This window comes from Rudaea sp. (assembly GCF_036383415.1).
Lineage (GTDB): Bacteria > Pseudomonadota > Gammaproteobacteria > Xanthomonadales > Rhodanobacteraceae > Rudaea.
Window position 1 is genome coordinate 1 of the sequence record NZ_DASVOK010000499.1, and the last position, 17984, is coordinate 17984.

The following is a 17984-nucleotide window of genomic DNA, read 5'->3' on the forward strand; positions in this document are numbered from 1 at the left end:
GCGGCGGCAGCGGATCTGCAGCAGCGCATCGATGCGCGTCGCCAGCAGATACGCGAGCAGCAACAGCAGCAACAGCAGCAACCACAGGCGCCACCGGCCGAGGCGGCCCAGCCTGCACAGCAGCAATGATTCGATTCAAAGGTATGAAGCAATGTCCATGAAATCGCTGTTTTTGAGCCTGTTCATCTCACTGGCACTCTTGCTGGTTGGTTGTGGTCGATCCAAGCCGCCATCATCCAAAACGTCCGCAGTAGAGACCGCGACCCAAGAAGATGCGACACCTCCACCGCCGCCGGACGCGTTGCCGCCCAAGGCGGTGTCAGCCCCTTTGCCGCCGCCGACCATTGCTCGGCCCGCATCGTCTATTCCATTTGCTCCGCTGCCGCCCGGCAAGGATCCTGCCGGTGACGCAGAACGGCAAAAATTCCTCGAAACCAGTGCAAAGCAGGCGGACGCGGTCAAACGCGAGCTGGAGCAAAGGGCGGCACAATTGCAGAATCAGCCTGAAAGCAACAACGGTCAATGAAAGCGGTTTTCCGTTTGCGAGTTTGCCGTTTGTAAGGAGTGCTAAGTGAACCTATCTTTTCGTCCCTTCCTCGGGATCCTGTTCGCGGCGCCCGTATTGTTTGCCGGCTGCGCCAATCTGCCCGGCGTCAAACAGGATGCGGTGACCGCGGAATTGAGCACGGAAAAACCCGTGCCGCCGCCGCCACCGTATCACGCCCCGGATGAGTCGAAGCCGATCACGATCAAGCAGGGCGCAGGCAGCAAGCCGCGTACCGACTCCACGCTGACGCCCGGCAGCGGACGGCTGATCAACTACGAAGCCGCCGCGGCCCCCGTATCCAAGTCGGCAGCCGCCGGCTCGGGCGAAATCACCTTCAACTTCGAGAATCTGCCGATCCAGGCAGTGGTGCAGAACATCCTGGGTGGCCTGCTCAACGAAAACTACACGGTGTCGCCGACGGTCACCGGCAACGTCACGTTCTCGAGCTCCAAGCCGGTGTCGATCGATCAGGCCATGCCGATCCTCGAGATGCTGCTGGCGTGGACAAACAACGCCCTCGTGCGCAAGCAGGGTCGGTACGAAGTCGTGCCGGTCAAAGACGCGATTGCCGGCAGCCTCAGTCCTGGTCTGTATTCGGTCAAGGCCGTGCCCGGCTATCAGGTGCGCGTATTCCCGCTCAAGTACATCTCGCCGAGCGAAATGCAGAAGCTGCTCAAGCCCTACGCCAAGCCGGATGCGATCGTTTCCGCCGACAATGCGCGCGCGATGATCGTGCTCGCCGGTACCGCGTTCGAGCTGCAGAGCTACGAGCACACGATCAACGTGTTCGACGTCGACTGGCTCAAGGGCATGTCGGTCGGTGTGGTCGGCCTGCGCAACATGGATGTCGGCAAGCTCATGCCCGAACTCGACAAGATGTTCGGCGAGAAGGCCGACACACCGCTTGCCGGCATGTTCCGCTTCATCCCGATGGAGGCGACCAATTCGATCGTCGTCATCACCCCGCAGCCGGACTACCTCAAGCGCGCGCAGGAGTGGATCTACCGCCTCGATCTCGGTGTCGGCGAGAACGGCACCCAGCTCTATGTCTACGACGTGAAGAACGTCAAGTCGGTGGAGCTGTCCGACCACTTGAATGCGATCTTCACCGGCAAGAGCAGCGGCACGACGAGCCGGAGCACCTCGGGTGGCACTGCGCCCGGACTGCGCGGAAGCTCGATCGGTGGCGGTTTGTCGAGCGGCATCGGCAGCGGTGCGATGAGCATCAACAACCAGCCGCGCCCGGCGACGCCGAATCTCTCGACGACCGGAACCGGCACGCCGCTCGCAGGCGGTAACAAGGAAACCGACATCCGCATCACCGCGATCGAGGAGAACAACCAACTGCTCGTGATGGCGACGCCGGGCGAATACGACTCGATCCTGGCCGCGATCCATCGTCTTGATGTGCCGCCATTGCAGGTGCAGATCGAGGCCAAGGTGCTTGAAGTGAAGTTGACCGGCGCGCTCAACTATGGCGTGCAGTGGTGGTTCGCCGGTTTGATCAACAACAACGGCGGCGGCGCTTCGGGTTCCGGCACCGGTTACGACTACGGCTCCGGCTATCAAGGCAATGTCGCCGATCGGCATCGCTTCTCGCTCGGCGGGGGCGGCACTGCAAGCCCGAGTACTTCTGGCGGGATGTTTTATTCTCTGGTGACCAAAAATTTCCAGGTGGCGCTGAATGCTCTGCAGACGGACGGCGTGGCGAAGACTCTCTCCGCTCCTTCGGTGGTGGTTCTCAACAACCAGCAGTCCAGCATCACGGTCGGCGATCAGATTCCGATCCAGACGGTTTCGTACAACGGCTTGGGCACGGTTTCAACCAACGGCACCGCGGTAAACAACACCATCGGTTCGACCCAGTACGTCAGCACGGGCACGACCCTGCAGATCACGCCGCGAGTCAATCCGGGCGGTCTGGTCTACATGGATGTGGCGCAGGAAATCACTACTCCGGGCAGTGCTTCGACGCCCGGTGGCAACCCACCGATCAGCCAGCGCAGCCTGAACACCCAGGTTGCCGTGCAGAGCGGGCAAACAGTCTTGCTCGGCGGTTTGATCCGTGAAGACAACACGACCGGCAATACCGGAGTGCCGTTCCTCAGCAGCGTGCCCGTGGTCGGCAATCTGTTCAAGAGTTCGAACAATTCGCGCACGCGCACGGAGATCATCGTGCTGATCACGCCGCGCGTGATCTACAACTCCGAGGATGCCCAGGTAATTACCCAGGAGTATCAGGACAAGTTCGAATCGCTGGCGCCGCTGCGCGCCAAGCAGAAGATGCAGAAAGCCGGCGCGGTGCCGGACGATGCCAGCGGAGCCGTCGTCACCCCCGCGCCTTCCGCTGCGCCGGCATCCCCTGAAAAATCCAAGCAGTGAGCATCGACATGAGCAGAATCAAGACCCTCTTTCTCGCCAGCGGCATCGGCTTGTTGCTACTGCTGACCGCAGGCTGCGGCAGCAAGGATTCGGCGGAACTCGTCGGGCAGAGGGCGGTCGAGCGCTGGGATCTTCTCGCCGGCAAACATGCGGTGAAGGCGTACGACTACCTCAGTCCAGGATATCGCTCCACCCACACGCTTGAACAGTATGTGGCCTTCATCGCCACCGCGCGAATGCAGTGGAAATCCGCGAAGGTCGACTCGGTGCAGTGCGAGTCGGACATCTGCACGGCAAAACTCACCGTCGTGGCGATACTGCCCGGCGCGGTCATACAGAGACCGAGCGACATGGAATATCCTGCGCCCGTTGTCGAGAAATGGGTGCGTAGCGACGGGCAATGGTTTTTCCTTCCGGATTCGAAAATCGACGCGAAAAATGTCGTCGATCAGGCAGCTTCCCCCGCGGCGCCGGCGTCGACTCTTGCGCCGGAGCCCGCCAAGGATGCCGCTCCTCCGGCTGCCGCTGGCGCCGACCCAAAAGATGGGCACAAGCAATGAATTGCTGGCGACCGAAATTCTTGCGTACCTTATTGTTTCTCGACGTTTTTCTCGCCACGTGAGCCGTGCAGAAAGCGCGCGTGCAGTGATGTCCCGGGTAAACGAAAAGGTCGGCCGATGGGCTTCGGAAATAGTCTTTGCGGGGAGTTGCGTTGACAAATTGGATGTCGTAGACTTGAAGTGCTGTTGCTTGGCCTCGTTGAGACTCCTTGCTGATAAAGCGGGGGCCAGAATGGGCGGGCCAGCAAAAACATAAGCCCTGTGACCGAAAGGAGTTTAGTAATGAAAAGAACCAGTCTTACGACTGCCGTCATCGCCGGTATCGCCGGTGTTGCTGGCATTTCCAACATGGCCAGCGCCGTCTATCTGAACAATGACGGTCTGGGTCAGGTCCTCATCTATCCGTATTACACTGTCAACGGCGGCAACAACACGCTGCTGACGGTCGTTAATACGACCCCCCAAGGCAAGGCCGTCAAGGTTCGCTTCCTCGAAGCCTACGACAGCCGCGAAGTCCTCGACTTCAACCTGTACCTCTCGCCGCAGGACGTCTGGACGGCAGCTGTCGTGCCGGTTGGCGCGGGCGCGGGCGTGTTCACCAACGACAACAGCTGCACGGTGCCGGCGCTCCCGACGAGCCTGGCGACCGCTCAGCCGTTCCTGACCTACGCTTACGACGGCACGGGTGACACCGCGGCCGACGGCGGCCCGACCGGTGTTTCGCGTACGCTCGAAGGTTACGTCGAGCTGATCGAAATGGGTACGGTGACCAACGCTGCCCAGGATAGCCTGAAGGCGATCACTCACGCGACCTCCGGCTCTACCGCCGGCATCCCGGCTGACTGCAGCCAGGTCGTCAACGCGTGGAATGGCGGTTACTGGGATATCACCAGCGGCGGCGATCCGACGACCGACATGGCCGCAACCTCCGGTGGCCTGTTCGGCTCGGGTGCGATCATCAACGTCAACCAGGGTACGATTGCCGGCTATAACGCTGATGCGATCGACCAGTTCTACTCGGATGCGTTCTCGCATCACACGGCTCCGGGTTCTCTGTCGCCGAACATCTCCAGCGCCACTTCGAAGGTGAGCTACGTGTTTGCGCCGAGCCCGAGCTCGACCATCCCGACGCTGATCACCACGAGCTACAGCTCGGGCGTCGATGCGGTCAGCTCGCTGTTCATGGCCGACAAGATCTTCAACGAGTACTGGACCGCAGGCGGTACCGCGGCCAACTCCGAGTGGGTCATCACGTTCCCGACCAAGCGTTTCTACGTCGATTCCGCCAGCGCCGCTGCCGGCCATCTGGCTCCGTTCGACAAGCTGTTCTCGAAGGGCGTTTCGTGTGCGCCGATCGGCATTGGCATCTATGACCGCGAAGAGCGCACCACGTCGGGCACGATCGGCTTCTCGCCGGCCAAGGTCCAGCAGGGTGCCTCGCTGTGCTACGAGGCGCAGGTGGTTACGTTCAACCAGCCGGGTATTGCCACGGGTGCCAGCGCGGTGCTGGGTTCCAACCTGACGGCCAACATCTCCCCGCCGGCCGGTGCGAACAACGGCTGGGCCGTGATCGACCTGTACGGCAAGAGCGCGGCGAATCACGTCCTGCCGGCAGCCTACACCGATGGTACCGTCGGCGCGTCCAACGTGTTCCGCGGCCTGCCGGTCACGGGCTTCTGGGTTGCCAATCTGGTCAACGGCAACGTCGGTGGCGTGCTGTCGAACTACTCGGCGCTGTTCCGTCACAAGCTGCATCGCACCTGCGCGTTGGGTACGACGACGAGCGCTTGCTCGTAATAGAGCGAATCGTCGAATGTAGTGTTTCAAGCAAAGGGGAGCACTTTGTGCTCCCCTTTGGCTTTTACAGGTTTTGTGAACAAATAAAGGATTGGTGGTGCCGTCCGGAACCCCTCGTCCTAATACGTTGTCGATATCCAGCCTTGCGGAAATTGGAGTACACAATATGCTGAACAAACTATTCTTGGCCGGCACAGCAATGCTGCTGGCTTCCCCGGCGTTTGCCCAAACCACCACGACCACGACCTATAGCTCGCCGGTAAGCATCTCGGTCGGCAGCACGGGTTGCACGATTTCGGGATCGACGCTCATTTACAATTCGACGTCGAATTCGATTACGATTCCCAACGGCACGGATAGCTGCTCTACGGGTACCCCGCCGCCGTCCACCGCGAGCGTGTCCATCTCGATCAGCCCGACAACCTATACGCTCGGCTCGAACGCAGCGGCGCCGGTCGTCAGCGTGACGAACAATACGCCGGCGGCCACGGTCACCTGTACGCTCAATCCGACCAACGGCTTCACGGTCACTTCGGCCGGCAGCATCACCGGAAGCGGTACGTTCGCGCTCAGCACGCCGACCACTCAAGGATCTTTCACCTTCACGCCGACGTGTACGACCAGCACCAGCGGCTACACCTCGGTTTTGGTATCGCCGGGATCCGTGTCACTGCAGGTCAATCCGGTCCCCCCAGTCAATACGGGCTGTGATGCCACTCAGCTGAGTACGCCTTTGAACGGAATCACGCTCAAGCGGCAGTGCAGCGGCGCAGTCAACATCATGCCGAGCTCCATTGCCTACAACAACGCATTGACCGATCTCGGCACGGTTCTGGGTAATTCATCGTTCCCTGCCTACAAGTATGCCGGCTACTCGCCGACCTTCACGATCCAGTCGGGCTACTATGTCGCGCTGGCATTCACGCCCCAGGTGAGCGGCGCGTTCCAGCTGGTGGCCAATACCAGCTACGGCGACGGCGGCACGATCTCGCTGAGCACGATGCCCGGTGCGCTCACGCGTGGCAGCGCAGGTGCGATCTGCGTCCAGAACGCCAATGCGTCGAACAGCTTGTACATCAGCACCTCGTCGACGACCTGCCAGGTGACGGTGGGAACGACCTACTTCATCAACTTCGCCGATACGAACATCAACGGCGACAGCCTGTGCTACAACAGCGGGCCCGGCACCTGCGGCAACTCGACGGTGTCGTACACGCTGTACAGGTAAGACTGTTTCGTAGAGCCCTCGCCTCTGGCGAGGGCTTCTCGAAGCGGCAGGCAGGGTTGTTCAATCAATTTCAAAGGCCGGATAATTCCGGCCTTTGCTTTTAGGCAGAAGAGAAGACATGACGCTAAAGAAGATTTTTGGCACGATGCTGGCGCTGGCCGGCCTGGTGGGTGCAGCCTACGCGGGTGATGACACGGAAATCGTCAAGCAGGGCGATACCACGGTGACGTTGGCGGACGTCGATGGCTTCCTGCAGCAGATGCCCGAGAATCAGAGGGAAGGCTATCTCAGTAGTTCTGCTCGTGTGCAGCAGATGCTCATCGGCATTCTGCGCGACAAACAACTGGCGAACCAGGCTGTGGCGATGAAGCTCGACCAGGACCCGCACGTGCAGGCCGAAATCGCCTTTGCCCGCGACCGGATTTTGTCCCGCAGACGGGTGAATGCCTATGAGGCGTCGCTCCAAGTCCCCTCGATGGAAGTCGCGGCAAAGGAGCAATATCTGGCGCACAAGACCGACTATGTCGTCCCCGAAATTGTCGACGTGCAGCACGTGCTGATTTCGGAAAAAGGCCGCAGCGACGCCGACGCCAAGGCATTGGCGGAGAAGGTTCGCTCGGAAGCGATGGCTGATCCTCGCGCATTCGACCAGCTCGTGCAGAAATATTCGGAAGACCCTTCGAAGGCGAGCAATCAGGGGCAAATTCGCGACGCAACGTCTGCCAAGCTGGTGGGCGAATTCACTGCAGCCGCGAAGAAGCTGACGAAAGTCGACGAGATTTCGCCAGTGGTCAAGACTTCGTATGGCTACCATGTGCTGAAGTTGATTCAGCGGACGCCTGCGAAGCCGCAGGAATTCGTCGCAGTCAAGGATCAGCTGGTCGCCAAGCTCAAGGAGAACTACGTCGCCGAACAGCGCAAGACCTTTTTTGCCAAACTGGATGAGGGCAGGCCGAGCGTCAACTCGCAAGGCATGGAGGCTTTGCAAGAACGCTATAAGCTGGGAGCGATGCCCAGTATCAGCGAGGCAGTCAAGTCCGCAGAATCGAACAAATAATTGGCATTGAGCTGCAGCCAAGTCGCCTCTGGCGCGAACACCGACGCCACGCTCGCATACAATTGGGGACCGTACTGCAGGCCCCCTTCGGCGACATGACATCGGACGCGCTTCAGCGACAACGAGTGGGAAAGTCCACGGCCATCGCGGTCCATTTCATCCGCCGCGAATTGCGCAACCGTTATCTCGGCAGCGTCAGTGGCGGCCTTTGGGCGTTGTTGCAGCCGCTGATCCAGCTCGCGATTTACGGTTTCGTCTGGACCTACGTGTTCAAGATGCGCCTACCGGGGGACGAAGTCTCGCCGGCGGCCATTGTGCCGTTCCTCGCGCTCGGCGTCTGGCCGTGGAACGCGTTCAGCGAGGCGGTGATGCGTTCGGCGACGGCGATCCAGGACAATGCCGGTTTGATCGGCAAGGTCGCGTTCCCGCGCGGTGCGCTTGTGTTCGCCGCGAGCAGTGCGAGCTTCCTGCTGCACGGCGTGGGTTTCATCGTCGTCGTGATTGTGGTCGAGCTGCTCGGTATTCGATTGCAGCTCGCGCACCTGCCGCTGGCCCTGTTCGCGTTCGCCCTGTTATTCGTGCTCGCACTGGGTTTCGGCTATCTGTTCGCCGCGGTGCAGGTGTTCGTGCGTGATCTTTCCCAGGTGCTCGGGCAGGTGCTGCCGCTGATGATGTTCACCGCGCCGGTGCTGTACTCGCGTGAATTCCTGCCCGAGCGCTTTCGCTCGTGGCTCGACTGGAATCCGTTCACGTTCTATCCCGAGTATCTGCGCGCCGAGTTGCTCGGCATCGGCACGGTCGGTAGCGGCGCGCAGCTCGGTGCGCTCGCGCTGGCGCTCGCGGTCCTTGCGCTCGGCTACGCCGTGTTCCGCCGGCTCGATCCGCGCTTCGAGGATTTCCTGTGAGCACGGCGCGCAACGAGACCCCTGTCGCGACGCAGGGCGGAGATTTGCTCGCACTGGCGCGCGATCTCGGCAAGTCCTATCCGAAGGTGTTTCGCCGGCGCGATCGCCTGCGCGCGCTGGGCAAATTGCTGATCGGCGTCGACGACATCGACTCGGTGCCGGTGTTGCGCGGGGTGAATCTCGACGTTGCGCGTGGCGAGTCGCTCGGCCTGATCGGCGAGAACGGCGCCGGCAAGTCGACCCTGCTCAAGCTGCTTACCGGCGTGCTCACGCCGACGACGGGCAGCGTCGAGGTGCGCGGCCGGGTCGGCGCGCTGCTCGAACTAGGCGCCGGTTTCCATCCCGAATACACCGGTCGTGACAACGTCGCCATGTCAGCGGCACTGTATGGGCTTGGCGCCGACGAGTTGCGCGAGAAGCTGCCGCAGATCATCGACTTCGCCGACATCGGCCGCTACATCGACGAGCCGGTGAAGCATTATTCCTCGGGCATGGTCGTGCGCCTCGGTTTCGCGATCGTTGCCGCGCTCAGGCCGGATCTGCTGATCACCGACGAGGTGCTCGCGGTCGGCGACGAATCGTTCCAGAAGAAATGCGTGCGCTGGATGGAAGACTATCTCGCCCACGGCGGCACGCTGATTCTCGTCTCGCACAGCATGTACCACATCCAGAAGCTTTGTCGGCACGCGCTCTGGCTGCGCCAGGGCGAAGTGGCCGCTGCCGGTGACGTGTTCGACGTGACCCAGGCTTATCTGGCCTACCACGAGCGTAAATCAGCCGCGGCGCCGGATCGCGGCATCATCGCGACGCAGGGCGTCGAGTTCCACCTGCTCGGCCTCGCTGCCAACGACATGGAGCAGGAAACGCCCGTATTCCTCAACCACGGCGACACATTGCGCCTGACCGCGCGCGTACGCTCGCGCGACGGCCGCACGCCGACGGTGGCCTTCGGCATCGCGCGCGCGGACGGCACGGCGGTGTACGGCGTCAGCAGCGAGATGGACAGCGTCGCGCCGCAGCGTCTTGACGCGCATACCTGGGTCGCCGAGATCGTATTCGATGATCTCTCCCTGTTGCCGGGCGCCTACACGGTCAAGGCGCATCCGATGGACACCGAAGGCGTGCGTCTGTTCGACACGATCGAGCGCGGTATCGTCGTGCGCGGCAACACGCGTGAGTTCGGCCTGGTCCGACTGCATCACCGCTGGAGCGATGCGTCTGCGCAGGCTGTGGCGCAAAATGGCGTCGATTCCGCTCCTTCGAGTTCGTCATGACGACTTCGCCCTCCGCACCGGCCTTGGAATTCACCGGCGAGCGCTTCACCCCCGAGTGCGTGCGCGAGATCTGGTATGAGCACTGGGCGCGTTATGCCTTCGCCCTGGACTTTGCACGCGACAGGCGCGTGCTCGACGCCGCCTGCGGTGAGGGCTTCGGCAGCGCCTTGCTTGCGCGCACCGCACGCTCGGTTATCGGCCTCGATGTGTCCGCGCAGGCAGTCGCACACGCACAGGCGCGCTACGGTGGCGCTGCGAACCTGCGTTATGTCCAGGGCGATTGCACGCAGCTCGACCTGCCCGCTGCGAGCGTTGATCTTGTCGTCTCGATCGAGACGCTCGAACATGTCGCGGCCCAGGAAGCGATGGTTGCCGGCTTCGCGCGCGTCCTCGGCGACGACGGTGTTTTCATCGTCTCCTCGCCCGACAAGCGCACTTACAGCGACATCACCGGCTTTCGCAACGAATTCCACGTGCGCGAGCTGTATCGCGACGAACTGCTGGCCCTGCTCAAGACGCATTTCCCCGAAGTGCGCCTGTATGGACAAAAACTGCTGTTCCAGTCCGCGATCTGGGCGCTCGATGAAGGCGGGTTTCCTGTTTCCGGAATCGCTGCAAAGACCGCCGAAGCGGCCGCCGACGGCTCGACTTTGATAAAATCCGGCCTGCAATACGACCCGCTGTATTTCATCGCGGTGTGCTCGCGCCGGCCGTTGGGCGAGTTGCCGCGGCTGGCGCTGTTTGGCGACCGTGCCGAATCGGTATATGCGCACTACAACCACGAAGTGCGCAAGAACATCGCTGCGGGCGGACGCATCGTCGAACTCGAAACGCAGATCGAAACGCTGCGCGCCGAGGTTGAGCGCCTGCAGGCTGCGACAAAATCGTAGCTGGCGCAGGCGCGACGACCGTGCCACGGGCATCTCTTTTCTTTCAGGCAATCCCTTGAGCTACCAATTCAACTACACCCTGCCGCCGCTTAACGCCGCGGCGCCGAAGGCCGATCCGAACGCGCCGACCTACGCGTCCGAAGACGGCATGGTCGCCTCGCTGTCGAGCCAGGAATGCATCTTCCAGATCCGGCGCACGGGCGAGCCGCACGTGATGACCTTCCAGGTCCTGCAGGCGATGGACCAGTGCCGCGAGTTCCGCACGCTCGACGAGCACGTTGCCCGCATCCAGTCGACCCAGCCGGCGCTCGCGAGCAAGCGCGACGACGTAAAACGCGTGCTCGAAAGCCTCGTCCAGCGCCAGCTGCTCATCTCCGACGCCGGCTTCGTCGAGCGTCTGGGCACCTCGTCCGCGATCGCCCAGGCACCGATGCGCGCCGTGTTCATTCGCGCCTGCGACCGGCCGCAACAGCTCGCCCACCTCCTGACCTCGCTCGCCGAATACGAGCGCCGCTTCCGTGCGGGCCGCCGCTATGTGCTGCTCGACGATTCGGTGCTGCAGGCGAGCATCAACGAGCAGCGCGATCTGCTGCGCGAGTTCGCACGCACGACCGGCTGCAAGGTGCACTATATCGGTCATGCCGAGCGTACCAAGATCGTCGACAAGCTGGCACGCGAATTCCCGCAGTCCAAGGCGACGATCCAGAACCTGCTCGTGCGCGACAAGGGCGCGGGCACGCAGCGTTTCGGCGGCGGCCGCGGCTGGAACATGGCCTTGCTGCTTTCGGCCGGCTCGCGCTTCGCGTTGCTCGACGACGACCTGCGCCTGAGCCTCAAGCGGCCGCCGTTCGCGCAGGCTGGCCTCGATCCGAACCCGTCGCCGCCGATGGAAGCGGCGTTCCTGGCCAATATGGAGGAGGCGTTCGGATACGGCGAAGACGTCGATCAGGATCCGTTCGCATTGCACCTCGATGCCTGTGGACAGATGCTCGGTACCTTGACGCGCAGCGCCTACCCCTTGTCACGTCAGGCGTTGCGCGGGATGAATCTGTCCCGGCTCGAACTCCTCAACGAGCCTTCGCGCGTCATCGCCACCCAAGTGGGCACCTACGGCAGTGCGCGTACCGAGAACGGCCTGTGGCTCTATCGTCTCGAAGGCCGCAGCCGTGAGGAATTCTGGCGTGAGCGGGCTAGCTATCTGCGCAACACCGAAGCGCAGCATGTCTGGTTCGGTGTTGCGCAGGCGCAGGCAAAGGAAGTCACCGGCTTCACGCCGTTCACCTTCGACAATAGCCGGTTGTTGCCGTGCACGAATTCGCTCGGCCGCGGCGAGGACAGCTTGTGGAGTGCGCTGGCTCGCTACGCGGATCCCGACGCAATCGTCCTCGAATTGCCCGAGGCAATCGGGCACGTGCAAGAGAGCCAGCGACTCCGTTCCGGCCTGACGCGCGGTGCTTTTGTCCCCCGCGTCAACATGTTTCTGCGCGACTACGTACACCGGCAGTTCGGCCTGTATAAGTCATCCGATCCAGGCCAGCGCCTGCATCTTCTTGCCGACGTTTTGCGTGATCTCTCGGGGGCGACGGAGGCGGAGCGGATATCCAACTTGCGCGAGTACATGAGCTTTATCCGCGCTGACCTGATCGACCGCATGCAGCACCAGATCGAGGCGGCGACCGAAGCCCCGGTGTATTGGCAGGCAGACGCACGTGCGATCGTGGAAAGCAATGCCAAGGCGCTGCTTGCGAAGGCGCCACCGCGTCTGGCCGAGTGGCCGGAAGACATCGACGCCGCCGGTTGTGCCAAGGCTCTCGCCAGCGAGATGAACAGCATGGCCGATGCGCTTGAGCATTGGCCCGCGCTCTGGCGTCATGCAGCCGAGCAGGGCGAAAAATTGCTCGGCACTCTGTAGCAGCCTCCTGCCTGTGAGCGACCTCCGCGAACGCCCGTCCGCTCCGAGTGGCCTCACCAGCATCGTCATCGTCACCGCGGACAGCGGCATGGGTGTGGGCGAAAGTATCGAGCGCGTCTTGCGCAGCGCGGCGCCCGTCGAAATCATCGTCGTCGACAACGATTCGCGTGACGGCAGCGTGGAACGCCTCGCCGCGCGTTTCGCCCGGGATCCGTTGGTGCGAATCCTGCGCAACGACAGCAACCTCGGTTTCGGCGCGGCCTGCAATCGTGGTGCGGCCGTGGCCCGCGGCGATGCGCTGCTGTTGCTCAATCCGGACTGTTTGATTGAAGACGACACGATCGCGCGGCTGCGCACGGTGCTCGGCTCCGATGCGGGCATCGGTCTGGTCGGCGTATTGCAAGCCGGCCTGGATGGGGGCATCGATCCCGCCTCGCGTCGCCGCGATCCACTGCTGCGCCGCGCTCTGATGAGTGCGTTCGGGATCGCGCGGTTCGCTTCGCGTTGGCCGATGTTCGCTGGTGTGGAAATGGCCGCGAACGAAAGCGATCCGGCGGTCGAGCCGGTCGACGCGGTATCTGGGGCGTTGATGCTAATGCCGCGCCCCGTGTTCGATCGCCTCGGCGGATTCGACGAGGGCTACTTCCTGCACTGCGAAGATCTCGACCTGTGCCGTCGCGTGCGCGATGCGGGCTGGCGCGTCGTCTGCGCCAACGACGTGCGTGTCGTCCACGCCCGTGGCGGGTCGAGCCGACATCGCCAGGTCTTTGTCGCTTGGCACAAACACCGCGGCATGTGGCGCTGGTTCAGCAAATTCGATCCGGCGGCGCGCAATCCCGTGCTGCGAATTCTCGTCTGGTGCGGAATCTGGACGGCGTTCGCCGTCAGGCTGCCGTTATTGCTTTGGCGCTGGCGCGGCGTCACGCGCGCGCCGTAGCAGAGCCAGGTTCTCGCGCAGACCCGCATGTTCGGGCAACTGGCGCAGTGCTTGGGTCAGCAATGCCTCGGCGCGGTCGAAATTCTCCGAGTGAAGATTCGCCAAGCCGGCAAGATTGAGCGCATTGATGTCGCCGGGGCGCGCTGCGAGCGCGCGTTCGAGGTAGTCGAGTGCCTTGTGCGGATCCTTTTCGCGCAAGTATTGCTGACCGACGAAAATCAGCGTTTCCGGCTGGTCGAGCAACGGCTGGAAGAACGCAGCCCACTTGCGATGCAGTTTGGCGTAGAACAGTTCGCGCTGGGCCTCGTTCGAATTATCGCCGTGGCCTGCTCCAGAGTCGCCGATGAAAGCGTTCCAGATGCAAGTGACCGCATCGACGAACTGGAAATCGCAGCGCGTGGCGCAGTTGATAAAGAAGTCATGGTCTTCATAGACCGGATAGTCGGAATCGAAGCACGCGCCCTCCTCGATGAGACTGCAGTGAAACAAGGTTGCGGCCGGATGCGAGCGATTCTGGTAATACAACTGAACAGGGAAGCTGGCGAATCCGACTCGGCCAAGCGGCTTGCCCGAGGCGTCGTGCACGCGCGCACGCGCGTAGACGACGCGGGCTGTGGACGTGCGCGGCGCGGACATCAGCGTGGCAACATGTTCCGGCAACAGCTCGTCGTCGTCGTCGAGGAAATTCAACCACTCCCCACGCGCTGCCTCGAGTGCGGCATTGGCGGCATCGGGGCGAGGCAGCGTGCGGTCTGGGTCCGGGTAAATCAATCGAAGAGGACGTCCTTTCCAGGTTTGTGGCAAGGTCCGATGACGGCTGCCGCACGCGGCGACTACGACGATTTCGACGTGCGGCCAGGTCTGCGTAGCGGCCGAATCGAGCGCGCGCTCGAGCGTGGGACGATCCATGCTGCGTATCAGAATTGACACGAGCGGCGACGCCTTTTTTGCGGCCTGTGCCGGCACGGCTTTCTGCATCGCGGTTCCTTGACTCGCGATGGTCGCGGCAATGCCTCGCTTAGCCTGTGCATTGTCCGGTCGCAAGTGCAGGGCTTGATCGAAACAGGCGCGCGCCGCCGTAAAGTCGCCGCCTTGCAGATATCGCTGACCTGCCCACAGCACCGCATCGACGTCGGCCAGCCAGCAACGGAAGACCGCATCCCATTTGCGCCGGATCTGCTGCACGCTTCGCTCGCGCTGCGAAACATCCTCGTTCGCGCCGAAGCCGCAACCCGAGTCGCCGGCCTGCGCATGCCACAGGCAGGTGGCCTCGTCGACAAAGCGGAATTCGCTGCGCGTCGCGCAGTTGATCTGGAAATCGTGGTCTTCGTGCACGGCGAAGTCGGGATCGAAGCACACGCCTTCATCGACCAGGCTGCGCTGGAACAGCAACGCGCAGGTGGTCGCGCGGCTGTGGAAATACAACTGCACGTGGTTGCCGGCATTGCTGACGTGGCCGAGCGTGCGGCCCTGCGCATCGACGACGCGTGTGCGCGAGAACACGACGCGCTCGCCGTTCGCGCGTGACGCGGCAAGCAGCGTCGATACGTGGTTCGGCAGCAGCTCGTCATCGTCGTCGAGAAAATTGAGCCATTCGCCTCGTGCCGCTTCGAGCGCCGCATTCGCCGCCTCGGGCCGTGCCAGGTGCCGGTCGGGCTGCGGACGGACGAGGCGCAGCGGGCGACCTTTCCATTCATCCGGCAAGGGTCGGTGCGCGGCGCCGTTGGCTGCGACGACGACGATCTCGAGATTGGGCCAGGTCTGTGCCGCGGCCGAGTCGAGCGCGCGCGTCAGCGTCGGCCGATCCATGCTGCGGATCAGGATCGAGACCAGTGGTTGCACCGCATTCGTCATGCCACTATTTCGCCGCGTTGCGATACCGATTCGTTTCGTCGCGCAACGACTGTGCCGCTTTGCGCGCGGCATCCGCGAAATCTTCACCTGCGCTGGCATAGAGAATCGCGCGCGACGAACTGATGATCAGCCCGTCGCCGTTGCGCGTGGCGCCGTTGCGCACGACCGCTTCGGCGTCGCCGCCCTGCGCGCCCACGCCGGGCACCAGAATCGGCATGTCGCCGACGAGCGCGCGCACCTGGGCGAGCTGTTCGGGCCAGGTCGCGCCGACGACGAGGGCGCAGTTGCCGTTCGCGTTCCAGTCGCGCGAAATCATGCTTGCAACGTGCTGGTACAGCGGCAGCTCGCCCCCATCCGCGCCGCGCACGATAAGTTCCTGCAGGTCCGCCGCGCCGGGATTGGAGGTGTGGCAGAGCAGGATCACGCCCCTGTCGGCGCGATCGAGGAACGGCTGCACCGAATCGCGACCGAGATAGGGGTTCAGCGTGACCGCATCGGCGTTGTAGCGCTCGAACGCTTCGCTCGCATAGTGCTGCGCGGTCGAACCGATGTCGCCGCGCTTGGCGTCGAGGATGACGGGGACGCCGGGATGCGCCGCATGGATGTGCGCGATCAACCGCTCGAGCACATCCTCGGCGCGCAGCGCGGCGAAGTGAGCGATCTGCGGCTTGAAACAGCAGACGAGGTCGGCGGTCGCGTCGATGATCTGCCGGCAGAATTCGAACATCGCGTCGGGACGCCCGCGCAGGTGCGCGGGAAAGCGCGCGGGCTCGGGATCGAGTCCGACGCAGACCAGCGAATTTGCATTCCGCCAGCGCATCGCGAGTGCATCAGTAAAATGCATTACACTGTCCTTCGCATCCGGCCTTGTATTTTACTCGAACCGCCGGGCTCGATCCGGAGAGCAGATGCAGCGTGAAATCATCGATATGCGCCGGCGCGGACTCGTTGCGAGCGCCGGCATGGTCGGCGCGGCGGCGCTTGCGCCCGCTTGGTTGCGCGCCGCCGATGCACCGAGCGAGGTCGAGTTGACGCTGGCGCCGGCTGCGCAGGGGCGCGAAATATCGCCGCATCTGATCGGCCTGTCCTACGAGACTCGTCACCTGATCGACACGGACCTGTTTTCTGCACGCAATGCCGATCTGATTGGCTACTTCCGCGGCCTGAGCCCGCAAGGCATTTTACGCATCGGCGGCAACACCAGCGACTTCGCCGTGTGGAGCGAGTACCACGGCGAGCTGCCGGCGGAGGAAAGCGCGGGCGATGCCAAGCCCAAGCGTCGCTTCACGATCACTCCGGCGCAGATCGACGATCTCGCACAGTTCGCGCGCGCGACCGGATGGCAAGTGATCTTCGGCGTCAATCTCAAGATCGATCGTCCCGAGATGGCCGCGCAACTGGCGGCCGACGTGCATCGACGTCTGGGCGATCGCCTGCTCGCGATCCAGATGGGCAACGAGCCGAACGGCTTCAGGAACGCTGCAGGAAAATACAATTCCTTCGACGAATATCTGGCGCTGTGGAAGCGCACGGCGCGTGCCGTGCGCGCGGCGGTTCCCGGCGTGAGGCTCGCCGGCCCCGATACGGGCGCAAATACGGACTGGGTGCTGCGCTTCGCTGCCGAGGTGGACGGCATCGCGGCGCTGTCGCGGCACTACTATCGCGGCGGAGCCGATGAGGCGACGACGAGCATCGCCGACCTGCTTTCCGGTGACGGGAAGTTCTTCGACGAAGTGAGGCGCATCGTCGAAGCGGGCAGCAAGCGCAACTTGCCGCTCCATCTGAGCGAGGTCAATTCGTACTGGAACGGCGGCAAGCTCGGTGTAAGCAATACGCTGGCTTCGGCTTTGTGGGGAGGCGATTTCGCGCTTGCCAGCGCGCAAGCCGGCGCGAGCGGCGTGCAGTTCCACGGCGGGCCGCTGGCTGCGCTGGAAATCTCGCTCGACCGCGTGCGTCATCCGGCCTTGGGCGAGGGCAATTACAAATCGCGCATCGACGGCATCAGCGGACGCTACACCGCGATCGCCGGCGATGCCGGGGCCGGTTTCTACGCACGGCCGCTGTATTACGGGTTGCTGCTCGCCAAGCAATTCGCTGCAAACGGCGCGCGCTTCGTCGAAACGACATTGAAATCGAATGGCGTGAACGTTACGGCATACGCTGCGGAATTCAACAGACGCCGCAACCGTCACGCGATCGCCGTGTTCAACAAGGATCGCGCGCGTGACGCGAACGTGCGTATCGCTCTCGGCCGCGAGGCAAAGTCGGTCGGGCTGTGGCGTTTGACTGCACCGGCGATCGACAACGTGCACGACGTGACCCTTGCCGGCGGTCAAGTCGATGCGCGTGGCCTTTGGGTGCCAAGGCAGGTCGAGTCGTTGGCAGTCGGGGACGCGACCGTGACGGTACCCGTAGCGCGCGGCAGCGCCGCGCTGATCTTTGTCGATTAGGCTTGCAGGCCGTCATTCCCGCGGAGGCGGAAATGACGATGCTGCAGGTCCCCGGGGTTTCGGCTCTTACGCCAGCTTGCGGTACTTGATCCGGTGCGGCTTCGCCGCTTCCTCGCCGAGGCGACGCTTCTTGTCTTCCTCGTATTCCTTGTAGTTGCCGGCGAAGAACTCGACGTGCGAGTCGCCTTCGA

At 63.0% G+C, this 17984-nt stretch carries 14 protein-coding genes; 12 read left to right on the forward strand and 2 right to left on the reverse strand.

Annotation, left to right across the window (positions count from 1 at the left end):
* The first annotated feature begins 151 nt into the window (after positions 1 to 151).
* From VF497_RS18085 to VF497_RS18135, 11 genes are all read left to right on the forward strand, one after another.
* Positions 152 to 526, forward strand: coding sequence for a hypothetical protein (locus VF497_RS18085; RefSeq protein WP_330891386.1), 375 nt, complete (start codon positions 152 to 154; stop codon positions 524 to 526).
* Between the two features lie 45 nt (positions 527 to 571).
* Positions 572 to 2929: a type II secretion system secretin GspD gene (gene gspD, locus VF497_RS18090; RefSeq protein WP_330891388.1), complete on the forward strand. Its 2358-nt coding sequence runs from the start codon at positions 572 to 574 to the stop codon at positions 2927 to 2929.
* The gene (locus tag VF497_RS18095; protein ID WP_330891390.1) at positions 2926 to 3489 is read left to right on the forward strand and encodes a hypothetical protein; all 564 of its coding nucleotides are present in this window, start codon (positions 2926 to 2928) and stop codon (positions 3487 to 3489) included. The genes gspD and VF497_RS18095 overlap by 4 nt, the downstream gene beginning before the upstream one ends.
* Before the next feature lie 282 nt (positions 3490 to 3771).
* The gene (locus VF497_RS18100; RefSeq protein ID WP_330891392.1) at positions 3772 to 5286 is read left to right on the forward strand and encodes a hypothetical protein; all 1515 of its coding nucleotides are present in this window, start codon (positions 3772 to 3774) and stop codon (positions 5284 to 5286) included.
* A 397-nt stretch (positions 5287 to 5683) separates the two neighbouring features.
* Positions 5684 to 6514: a hypothetical protein gene (locus tag VF497_RS18105; protein ID WP_330891394.1), complete on the forward strand. Its 831-nt coding sequence runs from the start codon at positions 5684 to 5686 to the stop codon at positions 6512 to 6514.
* Positions 6515 to 6632: 118 nt separating this feature from the next.
* Entirely contained in the window at positions 6633 to 7571 is a 939-nt protein-coding gene (locus tag VF497_RS18110; RefSeq protein WP_330891396.1) for a peptidylprolyl isomerase, read from the forward strand.
* Positions 7572 to 7696: 125 nt separating this feature from the next.
* The gene (locus VF497_RS18115) at positions 7697 to 8476 is read left to right on the forward strand and encodes an ABC transporter permease (protein ID WP_330891399.1); all 780 of its coding nucleotides are present in this window, start codon (positions 7697 to 7699) and stop codon (positions 8474 to 8476) included.
* Positions 8473 to 9750 carry an ABC transporter ATP-binding protein gene (locus VF497_RS18120; protein ID WP_330891401.1) on the forward strand — a complete coding sequence of 426 codons (1278 nt, stop codon included), beginning with the start codon at positions 8473 to 8475 and terminating at the stop codon, positions 9748 to 9750. The genes VF497_RS18115 and VF497_RS18120 overlap by 4 nt, the downstream gene beginning before the upstream one ends.
* Positions 9747 to 10640 (forward strand): class I SAM-dependent methyltransferase, encoded by an 894-nt coding sequence (locus VF497_RS18125; protein WP_330891403.1) that lies wholly within the window; start codon positions 9747 to 9749, stop codon positions 10638 to 10640. The genes VF497_RS18120 and VF497_RS18125 overlap by 4 nt, the downstream gene beginning before the upstream one ends.
* Before the next feature lie 55 nt (positions 10641 to 10695).
* Positions 10696 to 12552: a hypothetical protein gene (locus VF497_RS18130; protein ID WP_330891405.1), complete on the forward strand. Its 1857-nt coding sequence runs from the start codon at positions 10696 to 10698 to the stop codon at positions 12550 to 12552.
* A gap of 13 nt (positions 12553 to 12565) precedes the next feature.
* The gene (locus tag VF497_RS18135; protein ID WP_330891407.1) at positions 12566 to 13489 is read left to right on the forward strand and encodes a glycosyltransferase family 2 protein; all 924 of its coding nucleotides are present in this window, start codon (positions 12566 to 12568) and stop codon (positions 13487 to 13489) included.
* On the opposite strand, the gene VF497_RS18140 is transcribed toward VF497_RS18135, so the two are convergent.
* Both VF497_RS18140 and pyrF read right to left on the reverse strand, forming a co-directional pair.
* A complete protein-coding gene (locus VF497_RS18140; RefSeq protein ID WP_330891409.1) occupies positions 13448 to 15343 on the reverse strand; it encodes a glycosyltransferase in 1896 nt (631 codons plus the stop codon). The genes VF497_RS18135 and VF497_RS18140 overlap by 42 nt on opposite strands.
* Positions 15344 to 15347: 4 nt before the next feature.
* The gene (pyrF, locus tag VF497_RS18145; protein ID WP_330891410.1) at positions 15348 to 16187 is read right to left on the reverse strand and encodes an orotidine-5'-phosphate decarboxylase; all 840 of its coding nucleotides are present in this window, start codon (positions 16185 to 16187) and stop codon (positions 15348 to 15350) included.
* 64 nt (positions 16188 to 16251) lie between these two features.
* Between pyrF and VF497_RS18150 the strand changes: the two genes are divergently transcribed.
* Positions 16252 to 17793, forward strand: coding sequence for a hypothetical protein (locus VF497_RS18150; RefSeq protein WP_330891412.1), 1542 nt, complete (start codon positions 16252 to 16254; stop codon positions 17791 to 17793).
* Positions 17794 to 17984 lie beyond the last annotated feature (191 nt).

Bases quoted from the DNA above. Each gene is read 5' to 3' on its own strand.
- VF497_RS18085 (WP_330891386.1), top strand. From the start codon at position 152: ATGTCCATGAAATCGCTGTTTTTGAGCCTGTTCATCTCACTGGCACTC.
- VF497_RS18100 (WP_330891392.1), top strand. From the start codon at position 3,772: ATGAAAAGAACCAGTCTTACGACTGCCGTCATCGCCGGTATCGCCGGT.
- VF497_RS18110 (WP_330891396.1), top strand. From the start codon at position 6,633: ATGACGCTAAAGAAGATTTTTGGCACGATGCTGGCGCTGGCCGGCCTG.
- VF497_RS18125 (WP_330891403.1), top strand. From the start codon at position 9,747: ATGACGACTTCGCCCTCCGCACCGGCCTTGGAATTCACCGGCGAGCGC.
- VF497_RS18140 (WP_330891409.1), bottom strand. From the start codon at position 15,343: ATGACGAATGCGGTGCAACCACTGGTCTCGATCCTGATCCGCAGCATG.
- pyrF (WP_330891410.1), bottom strand. From the start codon at position 16,187: ATGCATTTTACTGATGCACTCGCGATGCGCTGGCGGAATGCAAATTCG.
- VF497_RS18150 (WP_330891412.1), top strand. From the start codon at position 16,252: ATGCAGCGTGAAATCATCGATATGCGCCGGCGCGGACTCGTTGCGAGC.